At 59.1% G+C, this 25,822-nt stretch carries 18 protein-coding genes; 7 read left to right on the forward strand and 11 right to left on the reverse strand.

The features are described from left to right. Nucleotides 1-110 precede the first annotated feature (110 nt). The 5 genes from topA to BLL42_RS04500 form a co-directional block, all read right to left on the reverse strand. The gene (gene topA, locus BLL42_RS04480; RefSeq protein WP_071550960.1) at nt 111-2,732 is read right to left on the reverse strand and encodes a type I DNA topoisomerase; all 2,622 of its coding nucleotides are present in this window, start codon (nt 2,730-2,732) and stop codon (nt 111-113) included. Between the two features lie 114 nt (nt 2,733-2,846). Further along, nucleotides 2,847-3,083: a DUF1653 domain-containing protein gene (locus BLL42_RS04485; protein ID WP_071550961.1), complete on the reverse strand. Its 237-nt coding sequence runs from the start codon at nt 3,081-3,083 to the stop codon at nt 2,847-2,849. A gap of 100 nt (nt 3,084-3,183) precedes the next feature. Further along, nucleotides 3,184-4,359, reverse strand: coding sequence for an acetyl-CoA C-acyltransferase FadA (gene fadA, locus BLL42_RS04490; RefSeq protein ID WP_019692749.1), 1,176 nt, complete (start codon nt 4,357-4,359; stop codon nt 3,184-3,186). A gap of 173 nt (nt 4,360-4,532) precedes the next feature. Continuing rightward, complete coding sequence (gene fadB / locus BLL42_RS04495) at nt 4,533-6,680, reverse strand: fatty acid oxidation complex subunit alpha FadB (protein WP_071550962.1); 2,148 nt, start codon at nt 6,678-6,680, stop codon at nt 4,533-4,535. Nucleotides 6,681-7,209: 529 nt separating this feature from the next. Next, nucleotides 7,210-7,647, reverse strand: a complete 438-nt coding sequence (locus BLL42_RS04500) for a hypothetical protein (RefSeq protein ID WP_071550963.1) — start codon at nt 7,645-7,647, stop codon at nt 7,210-7,212. Nucleotides 7,648-7,751: 104 nt separating this feature from the next. Here BLL42_RS04500 and BLL42_RS04505 point away from each other — a divergent pair, with 104 nt between their 5' ends. Beyond that, nucleotides 7,752-8,189, forward strand: coding sequence for a universal stress protein (locus BLL42_RS04505; protein ID WP_071550964.1), 438 nt, complete (start codon nt 7,752-7,754; stop codon nt 8,187-8,189). An 81-nt stretch (nt 8,190-8,270) separates the two neighbouring features. On the opposite strand, the gene BLL42_RS04510 is transcribed toward BLL42_RS04505, so the two are convergent. Then, entirely contained in the window at nt 8,271-10,187 is a 1,917-nt protein-coding gene (locus BLL42_RS04510; RefSeq protein WP_071550965.1) for an ATP-binding cassette domain-containing protein, read from the reverse strand. A gap of 213 nt (nt 10,188-10,400) precedes the next feature. Here BLL42_RS04510 and BLL42_RS04515 point away from each other — a divergent pair, with 213 nt between their 5' ends. Beyond that, nucleotides 10,401-12,329, forward strand: a complete 1,929-nt coding sequence (locus BLL42_RS04515; protein ID WP_071550966.1) for a transglycosylase SLT domain-containing protein — start codon at nt 10,401-10,403, stop codon at nt 12,327-12,329. Nucleotides 12,330-12,423: 94 nt separating this feature from the next. On the opposite strand, the gene BLL42_RS04520 is transcribed toward BLL42_RS04515, so the two are convergent. Next, on the reverse strand, nt 12,424-14,214 hold the full coding sequence (locus BLL42_RS04520; RefSeq protein WP_167368530.1) for an ABC transporter transmembrane domain-containing protein: 1,791 nt from the start codon (nt 14,212-14,214) through the stop codon (nt 12,424-12,426). Nucleotides 14,215-14,472: 258 nt separating this feature from the next. Between BLL42_RS04520 and BLL42_RS04525 the strand changes: the two genes are divergently transcribed. Beyond that, complete coding sequence (locus tag BLL42_RS04525) at nt 14,473-14,652, forward strand: PA1571 family protein (protein WP_071550967.1); 180 nt, start codon at nt 14,473-14,475, stop codon at nt 14,650-14,652. Nucleotides 14,653-14,871: 219 nt separating this feature from the next. Here the strand turns inward: BLL42_RS04525 and pdxB are convergent, their stop codons facing one another. Next, nucleotides 14,872-16,014, reverse strand: coding sequence for a 4-phosphoerythronate dehydrogenase PdxB (gene pdxB / locus BLL42_RS04530; protein WP_071555701.1), 1,143 nt, complete (start codon nt 16,012-16,014; stop codon nt 14,872-14,874). Between the two features lie 274 nt (nt 16,015-16,288). Between pdxB and BLL42_RS04535 the strand changes: the two genes are divergently transcribed. Then, nucleotides 16,289-17,698 (forward strand): MATE family efflux transporter, encoded by a 1,410-nt coding sequence (locus BLL42_RS04535; protein ID WP_071550968.1) that lies wholly within the window; start codon nt 16,289-16,291, stop codon nt 17,696-17,698. Here the strand turns inward: BLL42_RS04535 and tusA are convergent. Then, a complete protein-coding gene (gene tusA, locus BLL42_RS04540) occupies nt 17,695-17,946 on the reverse strand; it encodes a sulfurtransferase TusA (RefSeq protein WP_071550969.1) in 252 nt (83 codons plus the stop codon). The genes BLL42_RS04535 and tusA overlap by 4 nt on opposite strands. Nucleotides 17,947-18,169: 223 nt before the next feature. Beyond that, nucleotides 18,170-19,243 (reverse strand): 23S rRNA (cytidine(2498)-2'-O)-methyltransferase RlmM, encoded by a 1,074-nt coding sequence (rlmM, locus tag BLL42_RS04545; protein WP_071550970.1) that lies wholly within the window; start codon nt 19,241-19,243, stop codon nt 18,170-18,172. A gap of 365 nt (nt 19,244-19,608) precedes the next feature. Between rlmM and acnA the strand changes: the two genes are divergently transcribed. The 3 genes from acnA to BLL42_RS04560 all read left to right on the forward strand — a co-directional run bounded on the left by acnA (nt 19,609) and on the right by BLL42_RS04560 (nt 25,003). Then, nucleotides 19,609-22,359, forward strand: a complete 2,751-nt coding sequence (gene acnA / locus BLL42_RS04550) for an aconitate hydratase AcnA (protein WP_071550971.1) — start codon at nt 19,609-19,611, stop codon at nt 22,357-22,359. A 185-nt stretch (nt 22,360-22,544) separates the two neighbouring features. Next, a complete protein-coding gene (locus tag BLL42_RS04555) occupies nt 22,545-23,336 on the forward strand; it encodes a CPBP family intramembrane glutamic endopeptidase (protein WP_071550972.1) in 792 nt (263 codons plus the stop codon). A 101-nt stretch (nt 23,337-23,437) separates the two neighbouring features. After that, nucleotides 23,438-25,003, forward strand: a complete 1,566-nt coding sequence (locus tag BLL42_RS04560) for a methyl-accepting chemotaxis protein (RefSeq protein ID WP_071550973.1) — start codon at nt 23,438-23,440, stop codon at nt 25,001-25,003. 99 nt (nt 25,004-25,102) lie between these two features. On the opposite strand, the gene BLL42_RS04565 is transcribed toward BLL42_RS04560, so the two are convergent. Continuing rightward, nucleotides 25,103-25,777: an alpha/beta family hydrolase gene (locus BLL42_RS04565; protein WP_071550974.1), complete on the reverse strand. Its 675-nt coding sequence runs from the start codon at nt 25,775-25,777 to the stop codon at nt 25,103-25,105. Between the last annotated feature and the right edge of the window lie 45 nt (nt 25,778-25,822).

The following is a 25,822-nucleotide window of genomic DNA, read 5'->3' on the forward strand; positions in this document are numbered from 1 at the left end:
GATGCAGGCCTGACAGTGTCATGGATCAGACAAGCCCAGTGCAAGCCAAAAACAAAGGCCGCATGAAAACCCGAGGGTTCGCATGCGGCCTTTTGCATCGCATTGCCCGTTTACTTGGCTACGCGCTTGTCTTCAACCACCCACTTGCCACCGTCGTAGAACGCCTTCCAACCGGTAGGCTTGCCTTCGACCTCGGTCTGCACATACTGCTCCTTGGTCTTGCGGCTGTAGCGGATCACCGCTGGGAGACCATCCGGGTCCTTTTTTGGTGCTTCGCAGAGGAAGTGGTACTTCGGATCGATCTCATCCTTGTGCGGCACGATCTCGATCACCAGCGGAGCACGGGTCTCGCGGTTTTTCGGGAACTGGCTCGCCGCCAGGAACAGGCCAGAAGCACCGTCACGCAGAATGTAGGTGTCGTTGACCTTCTCGCACTTGAGCTCTGGCATCTTCACCGGATCCATCTTCGGCGGCGCCGCGTCACCGCTCTTCAGCAGTTTGCGGGTGTTCTTGCAGGTCGCGTTGGTGCACCCGAAGAACTTGCCGAAACGACCCGTCTTCAGCTGCATTTCGCTGCCGCATTTGTCGCACTCCAGGCTCGGACCTTCGTAGCCCTTGATGCGATAGCTGCCTTCTTCGATCTCGTAGCCTGCGCAATCAGGGTTGTTGCCGCAGATGTGCAGTTTGCGCTTCTCATCCAGCAAGTAAGCGTCCATCGCGGTACTGCAGATCGGGCAACGATGCTTGCCACGCAGCACCAAAGACTCCGACTCACCCTCATCGTCCGCAGCGATTTCATCGCCCGGCACCAGGTTGACGGTAGCTTTGCAGCGTTCTTTTGGCGGCAGGCTGTAGCCCGAGCAACCGAGGAACACGCCGGTCGATGCGGTGCGAATCTGCATCGGACGACCACACGTCAGGCACGGGATGTCGGTCATGACCGGCTGGTTGGCACGCATGCCGTTTTCTGCGTTCTCGGCCACTTCGAGTTTCTTCTTGAAGTCGCCGTAGAACTCGTCGAGCACGTTTTTCCAGTCACGTTCGCCCTGGGCGACGTCATCGAGGTTCTCTTCCATGCCGGCGGTGAAGCCGTAGTCCATCAGGTTCGAGAAGCTTTCGGACAGACGCTCGGTGACGATGTCGCCCATCTTTTCCGAGTAGAAACGACGGTTGTGCAGTGCGACGTAGCCGCGGTCCTGGATGGTCGAAATGATCGCCGCGTAGGTCGAAGGGCGACCGATACCGCGCTTTTCCATTTCTTTAACCAGGCTGGCTTCCGAGTAACGTGCCGGCGGCTTGGTGAAGTGCTGGCTCGGGTCGAGCTTGATCAGCTTCAGCACATCGCCCTGCGCCATGTCCGGCAGCACATCGTCGTCACCAGGCTTGGCCATTTGCGGCATGACGCGGGTGTAACCGTCGAACTTCAGGATGCGGCCCTTGGCACGCAGCTCGAAGCCGGCAGCTGCGACGCTGACGGTGGTCGACAGGTATTTTGCCGGCAGCATCTGGCAAGCGACGAATTGGCGCCAGATCAGCTCGTAGAGACGCTCAGCGTCACGCTCCATACCCGACAGCTTGCTTGGATCGGTATTCACGTCAGAAGGACGAATCGCTTCGTGAGCCTCTTGCGCACCTTCCTTGCTACTGTAGACGTTCGGTGTTTCCGGCAGGTATTTGCCGCCGAACTCGCCGTCAATGTAAGTACGCGCCATCGCCACGGCATCAGCCGAAAGATTGGTCGAGTCGGTACGCATATAGGTGATGTAACCGGCTTCATACAAACGCTGGGCCATCATCATGGTTTTCTTTACGCCGAAGCCCAGGCGGTTACTGGCAGCCTGTTGCAGCGTGGAAGTGATGAAGGGGGCCGACGCTTTGCTGCTGGTCGGTTTGTCTTCGCGCTTGGCGATGGTGTAGCTGGAAGCCTTGAGCTTCTCCAGCGCAGCCATGGCCTGGGCCTCGTTGAGCGGCTTGAAGGCTTCGCCGTTTTCACGGGCCACTTCAAAACGCACATTGGCGCCCTTGGCAGTGCCAAGGTCAGCGTGAACGTCCCAGTACTCTTCCGGGTTGAACGCACGAATCTCGCGCTCACGCTCCACCACCAGCTTGACGGCTACCGATTGCACACGACCGGCAGACAGACCGCGAGCGATCTTGGCCCACAGTAGCGGCGAAACCATGTAACCCACCACTCGGTCGAGAAAACGACGCGCCTGCTGAGCGTTGACCCGATCGATGTCCAGCTCGCCTGGCTGGGAGAAGGCTTCCTGAATCGCCTTCTTGGTGATTTCGTTGAACACCACGCGCTTGTAGCGGCTGTCGTCACCACCGATGGCTTCGCGCAGGTGCCAGGCAATGGCTTCCCCCTCGCGATCCAAGTCGGTTGCGAGATAGATGGTGTCAGCATCCTTGGCGAGCCGGCGCAGCTCTTCGATGACCTTTTCCTTGCCCGGGAGGATCTCGTACTTGGCTTTCCAGCCATGATCGGGATCGACACCCATGCGCGAGACCAGTTGCTTACGCGCCTTTTCTTTAGGCGACAGCACCGGTGCTTCACCAACAGCAGCCTTGCCACGCTTGGCAGCAGGCTCTTTGCTGGCGCTAGCCGAACCGCTGGTGGGCAGGTCTCGGATATGGCCGATACTCGACTTCACCACGTATTGGTTACCCAGATACTTGTTGATGGTCTTGGCCTTAGCCGGGGATTCCACAATGACCAGCGATTTGCCCATGGATCAGAAAATTCCTGAATTCTAGAAGTGAAAGGCGGTTGGCGCCTGACGCGGCACCGCTATATATAGTGGCAACAAGGTGAGGTCAAGCGCAGGGTTCTGCGCGCACTCGGCTTATGGCCTTGAAAAAAGGCTCAGCTCGGCCTGCACCAAAGCAAAGCGTGGGACCTGTTCGCCGTCAACTTCGACCGACTCCAGGAACATGCTCAAGGGACGTACCCAAAAGCCGTAATCGCCATACAGGGCTTGGTAGAAGACCACTTCTTCTTCGGTCTCGGAGTGCCGCGCAACACTGAATACCCGGTACTGCGGACCTTTGTAATGCTGGTAGAGCCCAGGTTGTATCGGCATGGTTTGGCCCTCACTCAAATCACTTGAAATAAAAAACAAAAAAAATCTTCAGAAAAACAAAAACCGGGGCACTGGGCCCCGGCTTCCGTCGACGAATCGCTTAAACGCGTTCGAAGACGGTGGCAATGCCCTGGCCGAGGCCAATGCACATGGTCGATACACCGAAGGTGCCGCCATTCTGCTTCATTACATTGAGCAGCGTGCCGGAGATACGTGCACCGGAGCAACCGAATGGGTGGCCCAGGGCGATCGCGCCACCGTGCAGGTTAACCTTCTCGTTCATCTTGTCGAGCACTTTCAAATCTTTCAGCACCGGCAGGGCCTGTGCAGCGAAAGCTTCGTTGAGTTCGAAGAAGTCGATATCGGCAATACCCAGACCTGCACGCTTCAGTGCTTTCTGTGTCGCCGGTACTGGACCATAGCCCATGATCGCCGGGTCCACACCTGCCACTGCCATCGAACGGATCACCGCCATCGGCTGGATACCCAGGTCCTGTGCACGCTGCGCCGACATCACAATCATGCACGAAGCACCATCGGTGATCTGCGACGAAGTACCGGCTGTCACGGTGCCGCCCTTTGGATTGAACGCTGGCTTCAACGCCGCCAGGCTCTCCAGGGTGGTTTCCGGACGGATGGTTTCGTCGTAGTCGAACAGTTTCAGGAAACCGTTCTCGTCGTAACCCTGCATCGGGATGATTTCGTCCTTGAACTTGCCTTCCACCGTCGCTTTATGGGCGAGCTGGTGGGAGCGCACGCCGAAGGCATCCTGCTGCTCACGGGTAATGCCGTGCATCTTGCCGAGCATTTCTGCGGTCAAACCCATCATGCCCGAGGCTTTCGCCGCGTACAGCGACATGTGCGGGTTCGGATCGACACCGTGCATCATGCTGACGTGACCCATATGCTCGACGCCGCCAACCACGAACACGTCACCATTACCGGTCATGATCGCTTGGGCTGCGGTGTGCAATGCACTCATCGACGAGCCACACAGACGGCTGACGGTCTGGCCGGCAGCGGTGTGCGGGATCTGAGTCATCAAGGACGCCATGCGGGCAATGTTCCAGCCCTGCTCCAGGGTCTGGTTCACACAGCCCCAGATCACGTCTTCGACTTCGCTCGGGTCAACCTTGACGTTGCGTTCCAGCAATTTACTGATCAGGTGCGCCGACATGTCTTCGGCGCGGGTGTTGCGGTGCATGCCGCCCTTGGAGCGGCCCATCGGAGTACGACCGAAGTCGACAATCACGACGTCTCTAGGATTCAAGCTCATAAATATCACTCTCGCTCTAGTAGGTCAGGGAGACTGAAAACTGCTGCGCTTGGCAATACTGCGTTAAAAACAGGCTCGGACTGCTCATTTACAACTTGTAAACTCCGCGTCCTCGCCTGTTTTTGCCTTGTCTTGCCTTCGCTCGCGACGTTTTCATTTCTCCCTGGAGGCGCTTAACCGAAGAAGCTCTGGCCGTTTTTGGCCATCTCGCGCAGCTTCGCGGTCGGGTGGTACAGCGCGCCCAAATCAGCGTACTGGTCAGCCAGGGCAACGAACTCTGCAACACCGATCGAGTCGATGTAGCGCAGTGCACCGCCACGGAATGGAGGGAAACCAATACCGTAGACCAGGCCCATGTCGGCTTCGGCAGCGGTTTCGACGATGCCGTCTTCCAGGCAACGCACGGTTTCCAGGCACAGCGGGATCATCATCCAGTTGATGATGTCTTCGTCGGTCACTTCACGCTGTTCGAAGACGATTGGCTTGAGCACTTCGAGTACCGATGGATCGGCTACTTTCTTCTGCTTGCCGCGCTTGTCGGTCTCATAGGCGTAGAAGCCCTTGCCGTTCTTCTGGCCCAGGCGCTTGGCTTCGTAGAGCACGTCAACAGCCGAACGACGGTCGTCTTTCATGCGGTCCGGGAAGCCTTCAGCCATCACGTCACGACCGTGGTGACCGGTGTCGATGCCGACCACGTCCATCAGGTATGCCGGGCCCATTGGCCAGCCGAACTTCTCCATGATCTTGTCGATACGGACGAAGTCCACACCGGCGCTGACCAACTTGGCGAAACCACCGAAGTACGGGAACAGTACACGGTTGACCAGAAAGCCCGGGCAGTCGTTGACGACGATCGGGTTCTTGCCCATTTTCTTGGCGTAGGCAACGGTGGTGGCAACAGCCAGCTCGCTGGACTTCTCGCCACGAATGACTTCAACCAGCGGCATCATGTGCACCGGGTTGAAGAAGTGCATGCCGACGAAATTTTCCGGACGCTTGAGGGCCTTGGCCAACAGGCTGATGGAAATGGTCGAGGTGTTCGACGCGAGGATGGTGTCCTCTTTGACCTTGTCTTCGACTTCGGCCAATACCGCTTGCTTGACCTTAGGATTCTCGACAACCGCTTCGACCACCAGGTCGACGTGACCGAAGTCACCGTAGGACAGGGTTGGACGAATGCCGTTGAGCACTTCGGCCATTTTGGCTGCGGTCATGCGGCCTTTATCAACGCGGCCAACCAGCAGTTTCGCGGCTTCAGCCAGACCCTGCTCGATACCGTGCTCGTTGATGTCCTTCATCAGGATCGGCGTACCTTTGGACGCCGACTGATAAGCGATGCCGCCCCCCATGATACCGGCGCCGAGTACGGCTGCCTGTTTCACGTCTTTGGCAATTTCGTCGTAGGCCTTGGCTTTTTTCTTCAGTTCCTGATCGTTCAGGAACAGACCGATCAAGCACTGCGCAGCAGAGGTCTTGGCCAGTTTGACGAAACCGGCAGCTTCAACTTCCAGAGCCTTGTCGCGACCGAAGTTCGCGGCTTTCTGGATCGTCTTGATCGCTTCGACCGGCGCCGGGTAGTTCGGACCCGCTTGACCTGCCACGAAACCTTTGGCGGTTTCGAACGCCATCATCTGCTCGATAGCGTTCAGCTTGAGCTTTTCCAGCTTAGGCTGACGCTTGGCCTTGTAATCGAACTCGCCGGAAATGGCGCGCTTGATCAGTTCCAGGGCTGCTTCCTGCAGCTTCTCTGGAGCAACCACCGCATCGACTGCGCCGACTTTCAGCGCGTCTTCCGGACGGTTTTCCTTGCCGGCGGCAATCCACTCGATGGCGTTGTCGGCACCGATGATGCGCGGCAGGCGAACAGTACCGCCGAAGCCTGGGTAGATGCCCAGCTTGACTTCCGGCAGACCGATCTTGGCCTTGGTGGACATGACGCGGTAGTCCGCTGCCAGGCACATTTCCAGACCGCCACCCAAAGCGATGCCGTTGATCACGGCTACGGTTGGAACGTTGAGGTCTTCGAAATCGCTGAAAATCTTGTTGGCTTCGAGGTTGCCAGCAACCAGCTCTGCATCCGGCAGCTTGAAGTTGTCGACGAATTCGGTGATGTCGGCGCCGACGATAAACACGTCCTTGCCACTGCTGACGATCACACCCTTGATCGAAGCATCTGCCTTGATGGTGTCTACGGCCTGACGCAATTCGTTCAGGGTTAGACGGTTGAACTTGTTGACGGACTCACCCTTGAGGTCGAATTTCAATTCGACGATGCCACTTTCAAGAGCCTTAACCGTGATGGCTTTACCTTCGTAAATCATCAACTGATCTCCACGATATGGAAGCTGAACAGTACACGTCGGACGCTGACGTTCAGGCGCAGCATGGACGTTTACCGTCGATGCTACGCCATTCCACCAGGCACACCCGCCAACGCGATAGTCGGGATTCTGTAGGAGCAGTCTGTAATACAAACGCTCAATTCATACGCCCGTTTGATTTGGGTACGCCACCTTCACGGAATTTCCGACAATTGTCAATCGCCCAAAATGCGGGTTGTCACTCGACTTTGCGGTCATATCCGTACCACGAAGACCTGCAACACGCGGATGCATGTGCAGCTATTCATAGAATCAATATTTAGAAACGTCGCCCTAATTACCGGCGCAACTGGAAATACACAGCTACGCTCGTCGGGGACGGCAAACGAAAAATAGAAGCACTTATGGCGAACGCCAAGCGCAAGATCAGCGCCACGCCTGAGATAGCGTGACGAATTAGCGAATTACCGGCCTGCCTGGCCAACTCCGGCCCGATGAAGATGTCGGGCTTTTTTTGCCTGTGTGCGTTTCAGGCAAATGCCTTCAGCACTGCATCGATCTCATTTAAAACACTGGCCTCGCCCCGCTCCCCCCAATACAAAGTGATCATTTGCTTGTCAGCCTCGATCTTGTAGACGTTGGCTGGCAACTTCCGGAAATGAATCAGCAACGACTCATCCTGACAAACTTCTCGCCATTGATTGACCCACACGCCGGGCGCACTTTGCCAGTAAATCCAGCACGCCGGCTGATTGCCCCGCCGCGGACGATGATATTGCGCGCACGGGCTGGGCGGCTCTGGCTCCAGCCAATGTGGCCACTCCTGCGGCGCCAGCTGCATGGCCAGCCCCATACGTCGCGCCTCCATGCGCAACGCCATCTGCCCACCCTGCTTACGCGAAGGCCGCAGCCACGCCAACGGGCTCAGCACCACTGCGAGGATTGACACCACTATCCAGACCGTCATATCTGTACTCCCGATTCTTGATGGGCTGATTGATCCCTGTCGGGACCAATCTGCTTGAAACCAGCCATACTTACCGTTATCGCAATCCTCAGGAGGAGCACCTCATGCCCTACCACCATATTCTGGTCGCCGTAGATCTAACCGAAGAGTGCGATCCTGTGATTCACCGCGCTCGAGAGTTATCGGTCGGCAGCGGTGCCAAATTGTCCCTGGTTCACATTGTCGAACCGATGGCCATGGCCTTTGGTGGTGACGTGCCGATGGACCTGTCGCAGTTGCAGCAACAGCAATTCGATCAGGCCAAGGAGCGCCTTGAGCGCCTGATCAACAAGTACCCTGAGCTCTCCAAGGAATACAGCCACCTGACCTATGGCCAACCACGCCAGGAAATCCATCATATGGCCAAGGAACAGGAGTGCGACCTGATCGTCGTCGGCAGCCATGGCCGACACGGTCTCGCACTGCTGCTGGGCTCCACCGCCAATGACGTGCTGCATGGTGCGCCTTGCGATGTACTGGCGGTGCGCCTGATCAAAAGCTGACACCTCTGCTGACACCTCCTACGAAAAGCCCGGCACTCACATCGGTGAGGCCGGGCTTTTTTTACATCAGCAACGGATCAATCAGGCATCCAGCTCGGCCCAGCGCTCGACAAGTACATCGAGTTCCGCTTGCAACTGCTCAAGCTGCGCGATGACCTTGGCGGTTTCGGCAGCAGGACGCTGATAGAAACCCGCATCAGCCATGTCGGCTTGCACAGCGGCGATCTGTTGTTCCTTGTTATCGATATCGCCCGGCAGCGCTTCCAGCTCACGCTGCAGCTTGTAGCTGAGCTTTTTCTTGGCCGCTGGCGCTTCTTGAGCAGCCACTGGCGCAGGTGCGGCGGTGACGACCGCAGAGTTCAGGTCGGCCTTGCCGGACTTACTCTCAGTCACGCCCAACAGGCGCGGCGAGCCGCCCTGACGCAGCCAGTCCTGATAACCACCGACGTATTCACGAACCTTGCCTTCACCTTCAAAGACCAGGGTGCTGGTGACCACGTTGTCGAGGAATGCCCGGTCGTGGCTGACCATCAGCACGGTGCCGTTGAAGGTCAGCAAGACCTCTTCCAGCAGTTCGAGGGTTTCCACGTCGAGGTCGTTGGTCGGTTCGTCGAGCACCAGCAGGTTAGCCGGCTTGCTGAACAACTTGGCCAGCAACAGACGCGCACGCTCACCACCCGACAACGCCTTGACCGGCGTGCGGGCACGCTGCGGACTGAACAGGAAGTCGCCGAGGTAGCTCAATACGTGACGGCTCTGACCGTCGATATCGATAAAGTCGCGACCTTCGGCGACGTTGTCGATCACGGTCTTTTCCAGATCCAGTTGATGGCGCAGTTGGTCGAAATAGGCCACATCGATGCGAGTGCCCTCTTCGACTTTACCGCTGGTCGGCTGCAAACCGCTGAGCATCAGCTTCAGCAAGGTGGTTTTGCCGGTGCCGTTAGCGCCCAGCAGACCGATACGGTCGCCGCGCTGCAGGACCATGGAAAAATCCTTGATCAGGAACGGGCCATCCGGGTGGGCGAAGCTGACGTTCTCGAGGACCATCACTTGCTTGCCGGACTTGTCAGCGGTATCCAGCTGAATGTTGGCTTTGCCGGTGCGCTCGCGACGCTCGCTACGCTCGACGCGCAGGGCTTTCAGGGCACGTACGCGGCCTTCGTTACGGGTGCGGCGCGCCTTGATGCCTTGACGGATCCAGACTTCTTCCTGGGCCAGGCGCTTGTCAAACAAGGCGTTGGCCGTTTCTTCGGCCGCCAGGGTAGCTTCCTTGTGAACGAGGAAGCTGGCGTAGTCGCCGTTCCAGTCGATCAGGCCGCCGCGATCCAGCTCCAGGATGCGGGTTGCCAGGTTTTGCAGGAAAGAACGGTCGTGCGTAATAAACAGCACGGCGCCCTGGAAATCCTTCAAGGCCTCTTCGAGCCAGGCAATCGCACCGATGTCCAGGTGGTTGGTCGGTTCGTCGAGCAGCAGCAGATCCGGTTCGGAAACCAGGGCCTGCGCCAGCAGGACGCGACGACGCCAGCCGCCGGACAATTCGGCGAGGGTTTTATCAGCCGGCAGTTGCAGGCGACTCAGGGTGCTGTCGACCAATTGCTGCAAACGCCAGCCATCGCGGGCTTCGAGGTCATGCTGAACGTGCATCAGTTTGTCCAGATCGGCGTCGGTAACGCAGTTCTGACTCAGGTGGTGGTACTGCGCGAGCAACTCGCCCACGCCGTCCAGACCTTCGGCAACCACGTCGAATACGGTCCGCTCGTCGGCCACCGGCAATTCTTGCGGCAATTCGCCGATCTTGAGGCCAGGCGCGCGCCAAACGGAGCCGTCATCGGGCTTCTGGTCACCCTTGACCAGCTTCATCATGCTGGATTTGCCAGTGCCGTTGCGGCCGATGATGCACACCCGCTCACCACGGGCGATCTGCCAGGACACCTTGTCCAACAACGGCATAGCGCCGAAAGCAAGGGACACATCGCTGAATTTGAGCAGGGTCATGAGCTTCTCCAAAAACCGGGCGCGCATTCTACCTGACTTGCGACGTCAGAAGGCTGGCATTTTCAATGTCGAAGTACTCTGCACAACAATTGTTGCGAACTTATGCCGACAAGCCGGCAAAGCTTTCACCGGTTGCGGGCAAAAGGCTAAGCTACAGACAATCAGTGCTGGCACCTGCTGGCACTTGTCATGATTTCTCTGCCCGGATGTCTCATGCGCAGTCGCATTTTCAGCTTTTTATCGTGTTTGCTTCTTTCTGCCACTGCCGTTCAATCCGCCCAGGCGGTAGACCTGTTCACCCAACGCCAGTATTACGATGAAGCCAAGCGCGCCCTGGCCAAGGGTGATACGGGCCCGTATTTTCGCTACAGCCAGGAGCTGAGCGATTATCCGCTGGAGCCTTACCTGGCCTATGACGAGTTGACCGCCCGCCTGAAAACCGCGAGCAACGACGAAATCGAAAGATTCCTCGCCGAGCACGGCGACCTGCCGCAAGCCAACTGGATGAAGTTGCGCTGGTTGCGCTGGCTGGCTGATCGGGGTGACTGGTCGACCTTCGTCAAGTACTACGACCCCAAGCTTAATTTCACTGAACTGGACTGCCTCAATGCGCAGTACCAGATCGGTCACAACCTCAAGTCCGAAGGCTACGCCAACGCTGAAAAGCTCTGGCTGACCGGCAAATCCCAGCCTGAAGCCTGCGATTCGCTGTTTGCGCAATGGGCCGCCGAAGGTCAGCTGACCGAACAGAAACGCTGGGAGCGCGTCAAACTGGCCGCCCAAGCACGCAACTATGCGCTGGCCAACAGCCTGATCAACAACATGACCACCCTGGCACCGCGTGGGCGCTTATTGGTTGATGTCGCGCAAAGACCTGAAATGCTCGACCAGCCTTCGCGCTTCACACCCGCCGATGAAGCCATGTCCGACATTGTCAGCCTTGGCCTGCGCCGCTTCGCGCGCCAGGATCCGGACCGGGCGATGGACCTGCTCGACAGTTATGCCACCAGCATGCATTTCTCGCGTGACGAAAAGGTCGCCATCGCGCGTGAAATCGGCCTGACCCTGGCCCGGCGTTTCGACAGCCGCGCCCTCGATGTGATGAGCAAATACGACCCGGAGCTGCGCGACAATACCGTGTCCGAATGGCGTTTGCGCTTGCTGCTGCGCCTGGCGCGCTGGGATGATGCCTATCAGTTGACCCGCCGCTTGCCGCAGGATCTGGCCACCACCAACCGCTGGCGCTACTGGCAGGCCCGCAGCCTGGAACTGGCCCAGCCGCAGAACCCGGAAGCGCAAACCCTGTACAAGAGCCTCGCCCGTGAGCGTGACTTCTATGGGTTCCTTGCCGCTGATCGCTCGCAATCGCCTTATTCACTGGTCAACAAACCACTGGTATTGAGTCAGGCGCTGATCAACAAAGTCCGCAATACACCGGGCGTACGTCGGGCCCTGGAGCTGCATGCTCGCGGGCAGGTCGTCGACGGGCGCCGCGAGTGGTACTACGTCAGCCGCCACTTCAGTCGTGACGAAATGGTTGCCCAGGCGAAACTGGCCTACGATCTGAAGTGGTATTTCCCGGCGATCCGCACCATCAGTCAGGCGCAATACTGGGACGACCTGGACATTCGCTTCCCGATGGCTCACCGCGAAACCCTGGTACGCGAAGCCAAGGTCCGCGGCCTGCATTCGAGCTGGGTATTTGCCATTACCCGTCAGGAAAGTGCCTTCATGGACGACGCGCGCTCCGGCGTCGGCGCCAGCGGCCTGATGCAGTTGATGCCCGGCACCGCCAAGGAAACCGCGCGCAAGTTCAGCATTCCCCTGGCCTCGCCGCAGCAAGTGCTGGACCCGGACAAAAACATCCAGCTCGGCGCTGCCTACCTGAGTCAGGTCCACAGCCAGTTCAACGGCAACCGGGTCCTCGCCACCGCCGCCTACAACGCCGGTCCCGCCCGTGTTCGCCAGTGGCTAAGCGGTGCCAACCATCTGAGCTTCGATGTCTGGGTGGAAAGCATCCCGTTCGATGAAACCCGCCAGTACGTACAGAACGTGCTCTCTTACTCGGTGATCTACGGCCAGAAGCTCAACTCACCGCAGCCGCTGGTGGATTGGCATGAGCGGTATTTCGACGATTTTTAACCGGTAATGCCGGCTATGTAGGAGCTGGCGTAGCCTGCGATCTTTTGATCTTGCTTTGAGGCGCCAGAACAAAGATCGCAGCCTTCGGCAGCTCCTACAATTTGCCAAAATCGCCGTCTTCGGCAGCGCCTACAAACTGCAATGCAGCCAGCCGCGCATACAGCGCATTGCTGGCGATCAACTCGTGGTGCGTACCCACTGCTACCAGTTTTCCCTGGTCCATTACCGCAATTCGGTCGGCGTTCTTTACCGTGGCCAGGCGATGGGCGATGACCAGTGTGGTGCGGTTTTTCATCAGGCTGGGCAACGCTTGCTGGATCAGGTATTCGCTTTGCGCATCGAGGGCGCTGGTGGCTTCGTCCAGCAGCAGGATCGGCGCATCTACCAATAACGCTCGGGCGATAGCCAGGCGCTGACGCTGACCACCGGAGAGACCGAGGCCGCCGTCGCCCAGATGCGTCTGATAGCCATCAGGCATTTTTTCGATGAAGTCGTGGGCGTAGGCAATCTTTGCTGCTTCCTGGACCTGGGCCAGGGTCGCCGAGGGTTTGCCATAGCGGATGTTCTCTTCGATGCTGCCGAAGAACAGCGCCGGGTTTTGCGACACCAGCGCGAAACAACGGCGCAAATCCATAGGATCAAGTTGGGTCAGCGGCACACCATCGAGCAGGATGCGGCCCGCAATCGGATCGTAGAAACGCAGCAGCAGGTCATAAACCGTCGACTTGCCGGCACCCGAAGGTCCGACCAGCGCGAGGGTTTCGCCGGCCTTGATCGCCAGACTCAAACCATCGATAGCGTAGTTTTCGGGCCGTGACGGGTAGAAAAAACGCAGATCTTCGAGCAGCAAATCACCGCGCACTCGATCAGGCAATGTCACCTGCCCCGAGAGCGGTGGCTGGATGATGTTTTCCGAACGCAGCAACTCGGCAATTCGCTCAGCCGCACCGGCCGCCCGCTGCAACTCGCCAATCACTTCGCTCAAGGTGCCAAAGGCACTGCCGACGATCAGGCTGTAGAACACGAAAGCCGCCAGCTCACCCGCGGAAATGCGCCCGGCCATCACGTCCATGCCGCCGACCCACAGCATCACCGCGACGGCCCCCAGCACCAGCATGATCACCAGGGTAATCAGCCAGGCGCGCTGGACGATACGTTTGCGTGCGGTATCGAAAGCCTCTTCCACGGTGACCGCGAAGCGTTGTTCGTCCTGCACCTGATGGTTGTAGGCCTGCACGGTTTTGATCTGGCCAAGGGACTCCGACACATAGCTGCCGATGTCGGCAATGCGATCCTGACTCAAACGCGAGAGGCGGCGCACCCGGCGACCGAAGATCAGAATCGGCGCGATTACCAACGGCAGCGCCACCACCACAATGCTGGTGAGCTTGGGATTGGTGATAAACAGCAACACGATCCCGCCGATGACCATCAGCAGATTACGCAGGAACAGCGACAGCGATGAGCCGATTACCGATTGCAGCAGCGTGGTATCAGCCGTCAGACGCGACTGGATCTCCGAGCTGCGGTTGTTCTCGTAGAACCCCGGGTGCAGGTAAATCAAGTGATTGAACACGTGTTGACGGATATCGGCCACGCAGCGCTCACCGATCCACGACACCAGGTAAAAACGCATAAAAGTGCCGATCGCAAGCCCCAACACCAGCAACATGAACAAACCTATGGAGTGGTTGAGCAACTGCGGTGACTGGGTCATGAAGCCCTGGTCCACCAACAGGCGAATGCCCTGCCCCATGGACAAGGTAATGCCGGCAGTGACGATCAGCGCCAGCAAGGCACCGAGCGCCTGCCAACGATAAGGTGCAACAAAACGACTGGCCAGACGAATGGCGCGGCGGTGACGGGCAGACAGCATCAGGATCATCCGAAAGCGCAAACTGAAAAGATCAACCCGGCCAAGCCTACACCGGTCAATCCGCCGGAACGCTGTAAATCACAATGAGTCAGGTTAAATATGACCGCTGACAATAGAGCCTAGATGTTATCGGTCTAAAGTCCGGCTAGAAGTCCGAGGTTATTTCTGGTGGACTGGTACTGCCGCCTTGTCCCCTGTAGGGAGTTGTCACAGTTTGGTCATTGGGTGGTTCTACAGTAAACGCACAACCTGATGAGGAGACAGGCCATGTCCTTGCAACACAGCAGCGATGACAAAGTTCAGGTGATTCGCACCCAGCCACACCAGTCTCTGGGGTGCGCCATTATTGACGCCCAAGGGCGCGAAGTGCCGATCACTGAAGATATGATCCAGAGTGCGTGCCGCGAACTGGAACAACGGTTGGTCAAGCCTGCCAAGCAAGATTGATACATAGCCTTACGTCTTCCGACCCGGCCCTGATGGCCGGGTTTTTTATGGTCGTTTGCGTTGTGGGACATCTCCGCTCTTTGTAGGAGCTGCCGCAGGCTGCGATCTTTTAGCGACTACCCGGATACCGATAAGTCAGAGGCGAAGATCACAATCAAAAGATCGTCCGAACGCGGCCCGAACCTGCGGCAGCTCCTACATGGGTTCATGTCAGTAGTTTCAGATCGCTACAGCCCCAAGCGCCACCACCATTTGCCGCAATGCCGGCGACTCACCGTCAATGCGCACCTTTAACCCATCAATCTCTCGACGCTCCGGGTAATGCTTGCGCAACAGGTCAAACGCCGTACGCTGCTCGGCACCGCTGACCACCAGGCTGCGGCGGAAATCCGCGTCATCGCGGCGCGGGTCATACACCCCACGGCAGACCGTCGCCAGCGCCCAGGCCGGATCACAACCGGCGTTCAAGTGGACTTGCGCCAACCACGGTGCCGGCAACAACTCATCAAGGGAAACCTGGGCCGGTTGCCCGAGGAACTGGCAAAACGCTTGATAGATCTGTGCAGTCCCGCGCTGCTTGCCGTCGAGGCTGTAACCGGCGATATGCGGGGTGGCGATCACACACAGCTCGGCCAACCCGATATCGACACTCGGCTCGCCTTCCCACACATCCAGCACCGCTTGCAGGTCTTCGCGCTCGAGCAGCACCTCACGTAGCGCGGCGTTGTCCACCACCGGACCACGGCTGGCGTTGATCAACCAGGCGCCAGGCTTGAGCTGGTTCAAACGGTTTTCGTCAAACAGGTGCCAGGTCGGCTGCTCAGCGCTTTTGCTCAACGGAGTGTGCAAACTGATCACGTCGCATTGCCCGATGATCTGCTCCAGACTGACGAACTCGCCGCCTTCGGCCGCCTGACGCGGTGGATCGCACACCAGCACCTTCCAGCCCAGACCTTGCAGAACCCTGACCAGTCGACCGCCGACTTCACCGGCACCGACCACCCCGTAAGTGCGCTCGGCCAGATCGACGCCTTCGATTTCGGCCAGGGTCAGCAGGCTGCCCAGCACGTAGTCGACCACGCCCCGGGCATTACAACCCGGCGCACTGGACCAGGTGATGCCGGCCTGCTGAAAGTAGTCCAGATCCAGGTGATCCGTACCAATGGTGCAGGTGCCGACAAACCGCACCTTGCTGCCTTCCAGCAAGTCGCGGTCGACGCTGGTCACCGAACGCACCAGCAGCACATCGGCCGCCTCGACAGTGGCGCGGTCGATGGCGCGTCCCGGTACGCGGCGGATTTCACCGAAACCTTCAAAGAACGCATCGAGCAGCGGGATATTTTCGTCGGCAACAATCAGCATGGCAGGCTCCTTTGGCGGATCGGCAGTGTAGCGCACATCGTTGTAGGAGCTGCCGCAGGCTGCGATCTCTTGATCTTCGATTTTTCTTGAGCGTTGCTGCCCTTCAGGACCATCGGAAAGCAACATCAAGAGATCGCAGCCTGCGGCAGCTCCTACGGCGGGCACATGTGAAGGTGCGTGCTTTACAAATCCACAACACTGGAGTTTTCCTGACTGCGACGTCAACGCGTAGAATGCGCCGCCCCAAGCATCAACCCCTCTGGACGCTTCACCTGTGAACTCCGTGACTGACAGCCTCGCCGCTACTTCCCTCAACCGCTCGGCCCGGATTCGCCTGGAGCTTAAAAACCTGCTCGGCCTGGCACTGCCGATCATGATCGCGCAGCTGGCAACCACGGCCATGGGCTTCGTCGATGCGGTGATGGCCGGCCGCGTCAGCCCACGAGACTTGGCGGCGGTCGCACTGGGTAATTCGATCTGGATTCCGATCTACCTGCTGATGACCGGGGTTCTGCTGGCCACCACCCCCAAGATTGCCCAACGCTTTGGCGCAGGGCAGCACGAAGAGATCGGTCCGCTGACACGCCAGGCTTTGTGGCTGGCACTCTGTGCCGGACTGATAGGCAGTGGCCTGTTGCTTAGTGCCGAGCCGATCCTGCACTGGATGAAAGTCGACCCGCAGTTGATTGAACCGAGCATGGGCTACTTGCAAGGTATCGCCTTCGGCTTTCCCGGCATTGCTTTCTACTACGTGCTGCGCTGCTACAGCGATGGCATGGGCCGCACCCGTCCAAGCATGGTCATTGGCCTGAGCGGTCTATTGCTCAACATTCCGGTGAACTACGCGCTGATCTATGGTCATTTCGGCCTGCCGGCCCTCGGCGGCGTCGGTTGTGGCTGGGCCAGCGGCATCGTCATGTGGTTCATGGCGCTGAGCATGGCCGGCTGGACCCGCTGGGCGTCCTTCTATGCCCCCACGCGTGTGCTGGCACGTTTCGACCGTCCGCAGTGGGCGGTGATCAAACGTTTGGTCGGCATCGGCCTGCCGATCGGTATCGCGGTTTTTGCCGAGTCCAGCATCTTTGCTGTCATCGCCCTGCTGATCGGCAGCCTCGGGTCGACCGTCGTGGCCGGGCACCAGATCGCCCTGAACATCAGCTCGCTGCTGTTCATGATTCCTTATTCCCTGGGGATGGCGGTCACCGTACGGGTGGGTCAGGCGCTGGGGGCCGGGAACCCGTATCAGGCGCGCTTCGCGGCGAAGGTCGGCCTGGGCGCGGCACTGGTATTTGCCGCGTTCTCGGCGAGCCTGATTCTGCTCCTGCGTGAACCTATCGCCTCGATCTACACCGCTGACAAGACCGTTATCCAGATCGCCTCGATGCTGATCGTCTATGCCGCGCTGTACCAGTTTTCCGATGCTATCCAAGTGATCTGCGCCGGCGCCCTGCGCGGTTACCAGGACACCCGGGTGACCATGGTCCTGACGTTGTTTGCCTATTGGGGTATCGGCCTTCCGGTGGGGTACATGCTGGGATTGACCGACTGGTTCGGCCCGGCCAGCGGCCCGAGCGGGCTGTGGGAAGGTCTGATTGCGGGCTTGAGCTGCGCGGCGCTGATGCTGTCGATCCGCCTGACGCGCAGTGCACGCAAGCGGATTCGCATCAGTCGTTCGGCGGGTTAAGCGAGTTTCTTGCGAATCCAATAGAGGTAGGTGCCTGCCTCTTCATGCTGTCCGACCAGTTCATGGTCCAGAAACACGCAAAATTTGGGAATGTCGCGACGGGTCGACGGGTCGGTGGCGATCACCTTGAGCAGGCCGCCAGGCACCAGGTCACGAATATGCTGGTGCAGCATCATCACCGGCTCCGGGCAATTGAGGCCGGTGGCGTCGAGGGTGCCGTCTACCGGCGTATTGATCATTTCACTCATGACTCACTCCTGAAACTGGCCGGCATTGTCGCGCAATGTCGGGTGCAACGTCATCATCGGCTTACATCACACCTACGGTGATCGACGTACATCCATAATCCCGGGTGTACACGGCCAGCGTAGGAGCTGGCGAAGCCTGCGATCTTTTGGCGGTGCTGAAAAATGCCGCGGAGCAAGATCAAAAGATCGCAGCCTGCGGCAGCTCCTACGTTGATCCGATGAGCTAGCGGGATTTCGGCTTTTTCACATCATGCCGGCGCAAGTGGCAGGTCACTTCCTCGCGGTCGTGGTATAGCTGTTTACAGCCGATATCGACCCGAATGCCACGCGCCTTGAAACCTTCTGCGATGCGCTCAAGCAAACGCTTCACTTCGGCATAACGTTGCTTCATCGGCAGCTTCAGGTTGACCACCGCCTCGCGGCAATGCCCCTCGCCAATCCACTCCTCCAGCATCGCGGCGTTGCGCGCCGGTTTCTCGACGATGTCGCAGACCATCCAGTCCACCGGTTGCTTGGGCTTGAAGGTGAAACCGTCAGCCATCAAGTGCTGCACCAACCCGGTGTCCATCAGGCTTTCAGCCATCGGGCCATTATCGATAGCCGTCACCAACATGCCGCGATTGACTAACTGCCAGGTCCAGCCGCCAGGCGCGGCGCCGAGGTCGACACCGGTCATGTCGCTGTGCAGGCGCTCGTCCCACTGATCACGCGGGATGAAGTGGTGCCACGCCTCTTCCAGCTTCAGGGTGGAACGGCTTGGCGCTTCACGCGGAAACTTCAAACGCGGAATACCCATCGGCCACATCGCCGAGTTGTTGGCCTCGGCCAGGCCGACGAACACTTCACGGCCGCTTTTGAAGGTCAGCAGCAACCGCGGCTTGTTGACGTCTTCCACCAGTTTGCCGGCGCCGGTCAGCGCCTTGCGCAGCGGGCCTTCGAATTTCTTGCAGAAGTTCGACAGCTCTTTGCCGTCGTTGGTGTCGACCACTTCCAGCCACAGACTGCCGCAGGTCGGGAAACTCGCCAAATGGGCGAGGATCACGCTGATGCGGTCGGTTTCCGGCAAATCAATAAAGATGCCGCGGGCCCATTGGCGCGGGAAAATCAGCTCGGCGAAACGCTGGCCGCGCATCAGGCGTTCGGCGCCATCTTCTTCGGTGCAGACAAACTCGGCGCAGGCGCTGGCGGTTTTGGCCTTGGCATAACCGGCCACGTTCAGCCGCGCGGCATGCTCGGAAATCTCGGAACAGACTTCGCCTTCGAAGCCCGGCCGGCAATGCATAAAGAGGGTATTCATTCTTACTCCTGTGCAGATGGCGAGACATTCAGCCACTGCGCGATGCCCAGACTTGCGTTGAAGCAAAGCCTGTCACGAAAACCGGCGCATGATAGCCGAGTTCGCAACCCTGGACCTGTCCATAGAGCCCGGTTATTAGCCTTAAGCCCCAAACAGGACTAGGTTAAGAGCTCTGTCTGCCCCGTCAGTCCGTAGCCGTGCGGACCCGAACAGACTGCGTGAAAACGTAGCGAGCGAAGGCAAGACAAGGCAAAAACAGGCGAGGAAGCGGAGTCTACGAGTTGTAAATGAGCACTCTGAGCCTGTTTTTAACGCAGGATTGCCGAGCGCAGTAGTTTTCACGCAGTCTGAAAGGAGTTATTTCAATGCCGTCCCTCGATAGTCTGAAGACCCTTAAAACGCTGAAAATCGACGATAAGACCTACCATTATTTCAGCCTGCCAGAAGCCGCCAAGTCCTTGGGCGATCTCGACAAGCTGCCGATGTCACTCAAAGTGCTTCTGGAAAACCTGCTGCGCTGGGAAGACGAAAAAACCGTCACCGGCGCCGACCTCAAGGCCCTCGCTGCCTGGCTCAAAGAGCGGCGCAGCGACCGGGAAATCCAGTACCGCCCCGCGCGCGTGTTGATGCAGGACTTCACCGGCGTGCCGGCGGTGGTCGACCTCGCGGCCATGCGCGCCGCCATGGCCAAGGCCGGTGGCGATCCGCAGCGAATCAATCCGCTGTCGCCGGTGGACCTGGTGATCGACCACTCGGTGATGGTCGACAAATTCGCCAGCAGCACGGCCTTCACACAGAACGTCGACATCGAAATGCAGCGCAATGGCGAGCGTTACGCCTTCCTGCGCTGGGGCCAGAGTGCCTTTGACAACTTCAGCGTCGTACCGCCGGGCACCGGCATCTGTCACCAGGTCAATCTGGAATACCTCGGCCGCACCGTGTGGACCAAGGATGAGGACGGCCGCACCTATGCCTTCCCGGATACGCTGGTCGGCACCGATTCCCACACCACCATGATCAACGGCCTCGGCGTACTCGGCTGGGGGGTGGGTGGCATCGAAGCGGAAGCGGCAATGCTCGGCCAGCCGGTGTCGATGCTGATCCCGGAAGTGATCGGTTTCAAACTCACCGGCAAACTCAAGGAAGGTATTACCGCCACCGACCTGGTGTTGACCGTCACCCAGATGCTGCGCAAGAAAGGCGTGGTCGGCAAATTTGTCGAGTTTTATGGTGACGGCCTCGCCGAGTTACCGTTGGCGGATCGCGCAACCATCGCCAACATGGCCCCGGAATACGGCGCCACCTGCGGCTTTTTTCCGGTGGACGACGTGACACTGGAGTACCTGCGCCTGTCCGGTCGGCCCACCGCCGTAGTGAAACTGGTCGAGGCCTACTGCAAAACCCAGGGCCTGTGGCGTCTGCCCGGTAAAGAACCAGCGTTCACTGACAGTCTTGCGTTGGACATGAGCAGCGTCGAAGCCAGCCTCGCCGGCCCCAAACGCCCACAGGACCGCGTGTCGCTACCGAATGTCGCTCAGGCGTTCACTGACTTCCTTGGCCTGCAAGTCAAGCCCGTCCGCCCCACCAGCAAGGAAGAAGGCCGCCTCGAAAGCGAAGGTGGCGGCGGTGTCGCCGTCGGCAATGCCGATCTCGTGAGCGAGGCGGACTACGAGTACGAGGGCCAGACCTATCGTCTGAAAAACGGTGCCGTGGTGATTGCCGCCATCACCTCTTGCACCAACACCTCCAACCCGAGCGTGATGATGGCTGCGGGGTTAGTGGCAAAAAAAGCCGTGGAGAAAGGTCTCAAACGCAAGCCGTGGGTGAAAAGCTCTCTGGCGCCGGGTTCCAAAGTAGTCACCGACTACTACAAGGCCGCCGGCCTGACCCAGTACCTCGATCAACTGGGCTTTTCTCTGGTCGGCTACGGCTGCACCACGTGCATCGGTAACTCCGGGCCGTTGCTGGAACCGATTGAAAAAGCCATCCAGAGCTCCGACCTGGCCGTCGCCTCAGTGCTGTCCGGCAACCGCAACTTCGAAGGTCGCGTGCACCCACTGGTGAAAACCAACTGGCTGGCCTCCCCTCCGCTGGTCGTCGCGTATGCCTTGGCCGGCAGCGTGCGCATGGACATCAGCAGCGAATCGCTGGGTGAAGGCAAGGATGGCAAACCGGTGTACCTGCGGGACATCTGGCCAAGCAGCAAGGAAATCGCCGACGCCGTGGCGCAGGTCGACACCGCAATGTTCCACAAGGAATACGCCGAAGTGTTCGCCGGGGATGCGCAGTGGCAAGCCATCGAAGTCCCACAAGCAGCAACCTACGTCTGGCAGAAGGATTCCACCTACATCCAGCATCCGCCGTTCTTCGATGACATTTCCGGCCCCCTGCCGGTGATTCAGGACATCAGCGGTGCACGCGTGCTGGCCCTGCTCGGTGATTCGGTGACCACCGACCACATCTCCCCTGCCGGCAACATCAAGGCTGACAGTCCGGCCGGACACTACCTGCGCGAACACGGTGTGGAACCACGAGATTTCAACTCTTACGGCTCACGTCGCGGCAACCATGAAGTGATGATGCGCGGAACCTTCGCCAACATCCGCATTCGCAACGAAATGCTCGGCGGCGAAGAAGGCGGCAATACACTCTACATTCCAACCGGGGAGAAACTGGCGATCTACGATGCCGCCATGCGCTATCAAGCGGCAGGCACTCCGTTGGTGGTGATCGCGGGCCAGGAGTACGGCACCGGTTCAAGCCGTGACTGGGCAGCCAAGGGCACCAATCTGCTGGGCGTCAAAGCGGTGATTGCCGAGAGCTTCGAACGGATTCACCGTTCCAACCTGGTGGGCATGGGCGTGCTGCCGCTGCAATTCAAGCTCGATCAGAACCGCAAGAGCCTGAACCTGACCGGCAAGGAGACACTCGACATTCAAGGGCTGACGGGCGTCGAGCTGACGCCGCGAATGAACCTGACGCTGCTGATCACCCGCGAAGACGGCAGCAGCAAGAAGGTGGACGTGTTGTGCCGGATCGACACCTTGAACGAAGTGGAATACTTCAAAGCGGGAGGGATTCTGCATTACGTGTTGCGACAGTTGATTGCTTCATAATGTCGCACTGACAAAAACACCGCCTTCGGGCGGTGTTTTTGTTTGCGTCGCGAACGTCCCTTTAATCGCACGCCTCAGAAAAGATCGCAGCCTGCGGCAGCTCCTGCATTGTGTTCCCCTGTAGGAGCTGCCGCAGGCTGCGATCTTGGCGCCCAAACTGGCACCACCGCTCACAAGGACTTCACATGAATGCTCTGCCATGGCTCTACCTGGCACTCCTCTCCATCGGCTACGCATTGGCCCTGATCTACGGCCAACTCGGCTGGCTGGCGGCCATTTCCGTCGGGTTGTTACTGTTTGCCGGTTTTGCCGTTCGCCAGCAACAGATCCAGGTCGGCCGCGTCCTGGGTCACGGCTTGTTCATTTTCCTGGCGGTGGCGCTGGCAATGCACTGGCTTCCCGGTTTCTACAACGGTCACGGTATCGGACCGGAACGCTTCACCGCTGATGCGGCGCCGTTTTCCATGTACCTGAATCTGGACAAACCACTGATTGGCTTCTGGCTGTTGCTGGTTTGCCCGTGGATTGTTGGCCGGCACTCGCTACGACTGTCCGTTTACGCCACCGCCATGGCGCTGACCTTGAGTGTGCTGGCCGCTTTGGGTGGCGCGCTGCTGCTGGGTATGATCAGTTGGGCGCCGAAGTGGCCCGATCAATCCTGGCTCTGGGTGCTGAATAACCTGCTGCTGGTGACCTTGGTCGAGGAAGCGCTGTTTCGCGGTTACATTCAGGGTGGTTTGAGCCGTTGCCTGCAACACCTGCGCTACGGCGAACACCTCGCCCTGCTCAGCACCGCACTGTTGTTCGGCTTGGCGCACCTGGGCGCTGGCTGGCAATGGGTGCTGCTGGCGAGCCTTGCCGGGGTCGGTTACGGGCTGGCGTACCGTTTCGGTGGATTGGGGGCAGCAATCGCCACGCACTTTGGCTTGAATCTGCTGCACTTTGGCCTCTTTACCTACCCGATGCTCGCGGGTTGAAGACCAAACAATGTGCGGCACTGCTGAATATTGAAAATAAATTTTCAATTTATTCCTGGCATTGCCGACACCCTGTCAAAGCCTTGCGGATTGAATAAGCCATGCGTAATAACCAGCCCATTACACAACGCGAACGGACCTTCCCGGCTCAGCAACGGTTGATTTCCACGACCGATGCCAAAGGCCTGATCACCTACTGCAACGACGCTTTCGTCGAAATCTGCGGGTTTTCTCGTGAGGAGCTGATCCGTGCGCCGCACAACCTGGTTCGTCACCCCGACGTCCCGACTGCGGTCTTCGCGCACATGTGGGGCACACTGAAACAAGGCTTGCCATGGATGGGCATTGTCAAGAATCGCTGCAAGACCGGTGACCACTACTGGGTTAACGCCTATGTCACACCGGTGTTCGACGGCAATCAGGTGGTCGGTTACGAGTCGGTGCGGGTCAAGCCCACCGCCGAACAGATCCGACGCGCCGAAGCGCTCTACCAACGCATCAATCAGGGCAAGTCGGCTATTCCTCAAACAGACAAATGGCTGCCGGTGCTACAAGACTGGTTGCCGTTCATTCTGGTCAGCCAACTGAGCTTCATGATCGGCGCCACGCTCAACTCGCAGTGGGGTTTTGTCTTGGCCGCCGGGCTGTCCGTGCCGCTCGGCCTACTGGGCTTGAGCTGGCAACAGCGCGGTCTCAAGCGCTTGCTGCGCCTGGCCGAGCAGACCACGTCCGACCCGCTGATTGCGCAGATGTACACCGACAGCCGCGGCGCTCAAGCGCGCCTGGAAATGTCGATCCTCAGCCAGGAAGCCCGTCTGAAAACCTGCCTGACTCGCCTCCAAGACACCGCCGAGCACCTGACCGAACAGGCTCGACAGTCCGACACCCTGGCACACAAAAGCTCGACAGGCCTGGAACGCCAGCGCGTCGAGACCGAACAAGTGGCAACCGCTGTCAACCAGATGGCCGCCACCACCCAGGAAGTCGCCAGCCACGTGCAACGCACCGCTGACGCCACCCAGGAAGCCAATCGCCTGACCGGTCGCGGGCGTGACATCGCCGGTGAAACCCGTGACGCAATCCAGCGTCTGTCGGTGGTCGTCGGTGAAACCGGTCTGACCGTGACCCAACTGGCCAAGGACAGCGACGAAATCGGCGGCGTGGTCGACGTGATCAAAGGCATTGCCGACCAGACCAACCTGCTGGCCTTGAACGCTGCCATCGAAGCGGCTCGCGCCGGTGAGATGGGACGTGGTTTTGCGGTGGTTGCCGACGAAGTACGGCAACTGGCGCAACGCACCAGCGAATCGACCGGGCAGATCCACAGCCTGATCGCCAAGCTCCAGCAAACCGCCAGCACCGCGGTGCAAACCATGGAAGCGGGCCACCGCCAGGCTGAAGAAGGCGTGGCGCGGGTCCTGGAAGCGGACCAGGCACTGGTGGGCATCAGCGAAGCGGTGGCCAACATCACCGACATGACCACCCAGATTGCGGCGGCGACCGAAGAGCAAAGTGCTGTGGCCGAAGAGATCAGCCGCAACATCAGCACCATTGCGCAACTGGCTGACCAGACCTCGGAACAGGCACAGAACTCGGCCCTGCTGAGTGAAGAGCTGACCCGTACGGCGAGTACCCAGTATTCGTTGGTGGAGCGGTTTAACCGCTGACAATAAACTCAAAAGATCGCAGGCTGCGCCAGTTCCTACATTTGATCGGCGTACACCCTGTAGGAGCTGCCGCAGCCTGCGATCTTTTGATCTTGCTTGCTACAGAAATCCAGCAACCTTTTTCGCCGTTGATTCCAAATGCTGCTCATGGGTAAAGCCCGAAGCCTTCAACGGCTTCAAATCATGGTCGGCTGCCGTCAACCAAAACACCTCGATACTCGGCGACAACTCATACCCTTCAACAGCCGGACGATTACCCAACGCATCCCTCTCCCCCTGCACAATCAGCGTCGGCGTCTTGAGCCCGGCCAAATGCTCGACACGCGGCTTCTCCGGTTTACCCACCGCATAAAACGGATACCCCAGACACACCAACCCATCCGCCCCCAACTCATCGGCCAGCAAACTGGCCATGCGTCCGCCCATGGACTTGCCGCCGATGGCCAGACGCCCAGCGACATGACGTCGCACCAGGGCATGCACTTCACGCCAGCATTCGAGCAATTTGGGCGCCGGATTCGGCGGGCGCTTGCCACCATCCATGCGCCGTTGCGCCATGTACGGAAACTCGAAACGCAATACGTTGACGCCAAGCCCGGCAAGGCGTGCAGCGATGTCGTTCATCCAGTCACTGTCCATCGGTGCGCCGGCGCCATGAGCGAAAATCAGCGTTGCCGATGCCGGCACAGAGGCGGCACCCCACAACCATCCGTGATCCTGCACGCACTGCGCCCATTGATCCCCGTCAATACTGGCTATGTGCTGTTTGTCCATGCTTACCTCGCTTTTAATCTGCCTATAACTCCAGGCGAAGAGAGC

Origin of the sequence: Pseudomonas frederiksbergensis, assembly GCF_001874645.1 — a bacterium.
Lineage (GTDB): Bacteria > Pseudomonadota > Gammaproteobacteria > Pseudomonadales > Pseudomonadaceae > Aquipseudomonas > Aquipseudomonas frederiksbergensis_B.

Coding starts and splice junctions, on each gene's coding strand:
- BLL42_RS04505 (WP_071550964.1), top strand. CDS start 7,752: ATGCCCTACCACCATATTCTGGTCGCCGTAGATCTAACCGAAGAGTGC.
- BLL42_RS04560 (WP_071550973.1), top strand. CDS start 23,438: ATGCGTAATAACCAGCCCATTACACAACGCGAACGGACCTTCCCGGCT.
- acnA (WP_071550971.1), top strand. CDS start 19,609: ATGCCGTCCCTCGATAGTCTGAAGACCCTTAAAACGCTGAAAATCGAC.
- tusA (WP_071550969.1), bottom strand. CDS start 17,946: ATGAGTGAAATGATCAATACGCCGGTAGACGGCACCCTCGACGCCACC.
- BLL42_RS04565 (WP_071550974.1), bottom strand. CDS start 25,777: ATGGACAAACAGCACATAGCCAGTATTGACGGGGATCAATGGGCGCAG.
- BLL42_RS04510 (WP_071550965.1), bottom strand. CDS start 10,187: ATGACCCTGCTCAAATTCAGCGATGTGTCCCTTGCTTTCGGCGCTATG.
- fadB (WP_071550962.1), bottom strand. CDS start 6,680: ATGATTTACGAAGGTAAAGCCATCACGGTTAAGGCTCTTGAAAGTGGC.
- BLL42_RS04485 (WP_071550961.1), bottom strand. CDS start 3,083: ATGCCGATACAACCTGGGCTCTACCAGCATTACAAAGGTCCGCAGTAC.
- topA (WP_071550960.1), bottom strand. CDS start 2,732: ATGGGCAAATCGCTGGTCATTGTGGAATCCCCGGCTAAGGCCAAGACC.
- pdxB (WP_071555701.1), bottom strand. CDS start 16,014: ATGCTGATTGTTGCCGACGAAAATATCCCGCTGCTCGATGCGTTCTTT.
- fadA (WP_019692749.1), bottom strand. CDS start 4,359: ATGAGCTTGAATCCTAGAGACGTCGTGATTGTCGACTTCGGTCGTACT.
- BLL42_RS04520 (WP_167368530.1), bottom strand. CDS start 14,214: ATGATCCTGATGCTGTCTGCCCGTCACCGCCGCGCCATTCGTCTGGCC.
- BLL42_RS04555 (WP_071550972.1), top strand. CDS start 22,545: ATGAATGCTCTGCCATGGCTCTACCTGGCACTCCTCTCCATCGGCTAC.
- BLL42_RS04525 (WP_071550967.1), top strand. CDS start 14,473: ATGTCCTTGCAACACAGCAGCGATGACAAAGTTCAGGTGATTCGCACC.
- rlmM (WP_071550970.1), bottom strand. CDS start 19,243: ATGAATACCCTCTTTATGCATTGCCGGCCGGGCTTCGAAGGCGAAGTC.
- BLL42_RS04515 (WP_071550966.1), top strand. CDS start 10,401: ATGCGCAGTCGCATTTTCAGCTTTTTATCGTGTTTGCTTCTTTCTGCC.
- BLL42_RS04500 (WP_071550963.1), bottom strand. CDS start 7,647: ATGACGGTCTGGATAGTGGTGTCAATCCTCGCAGTGGTGCTGAGCCCG.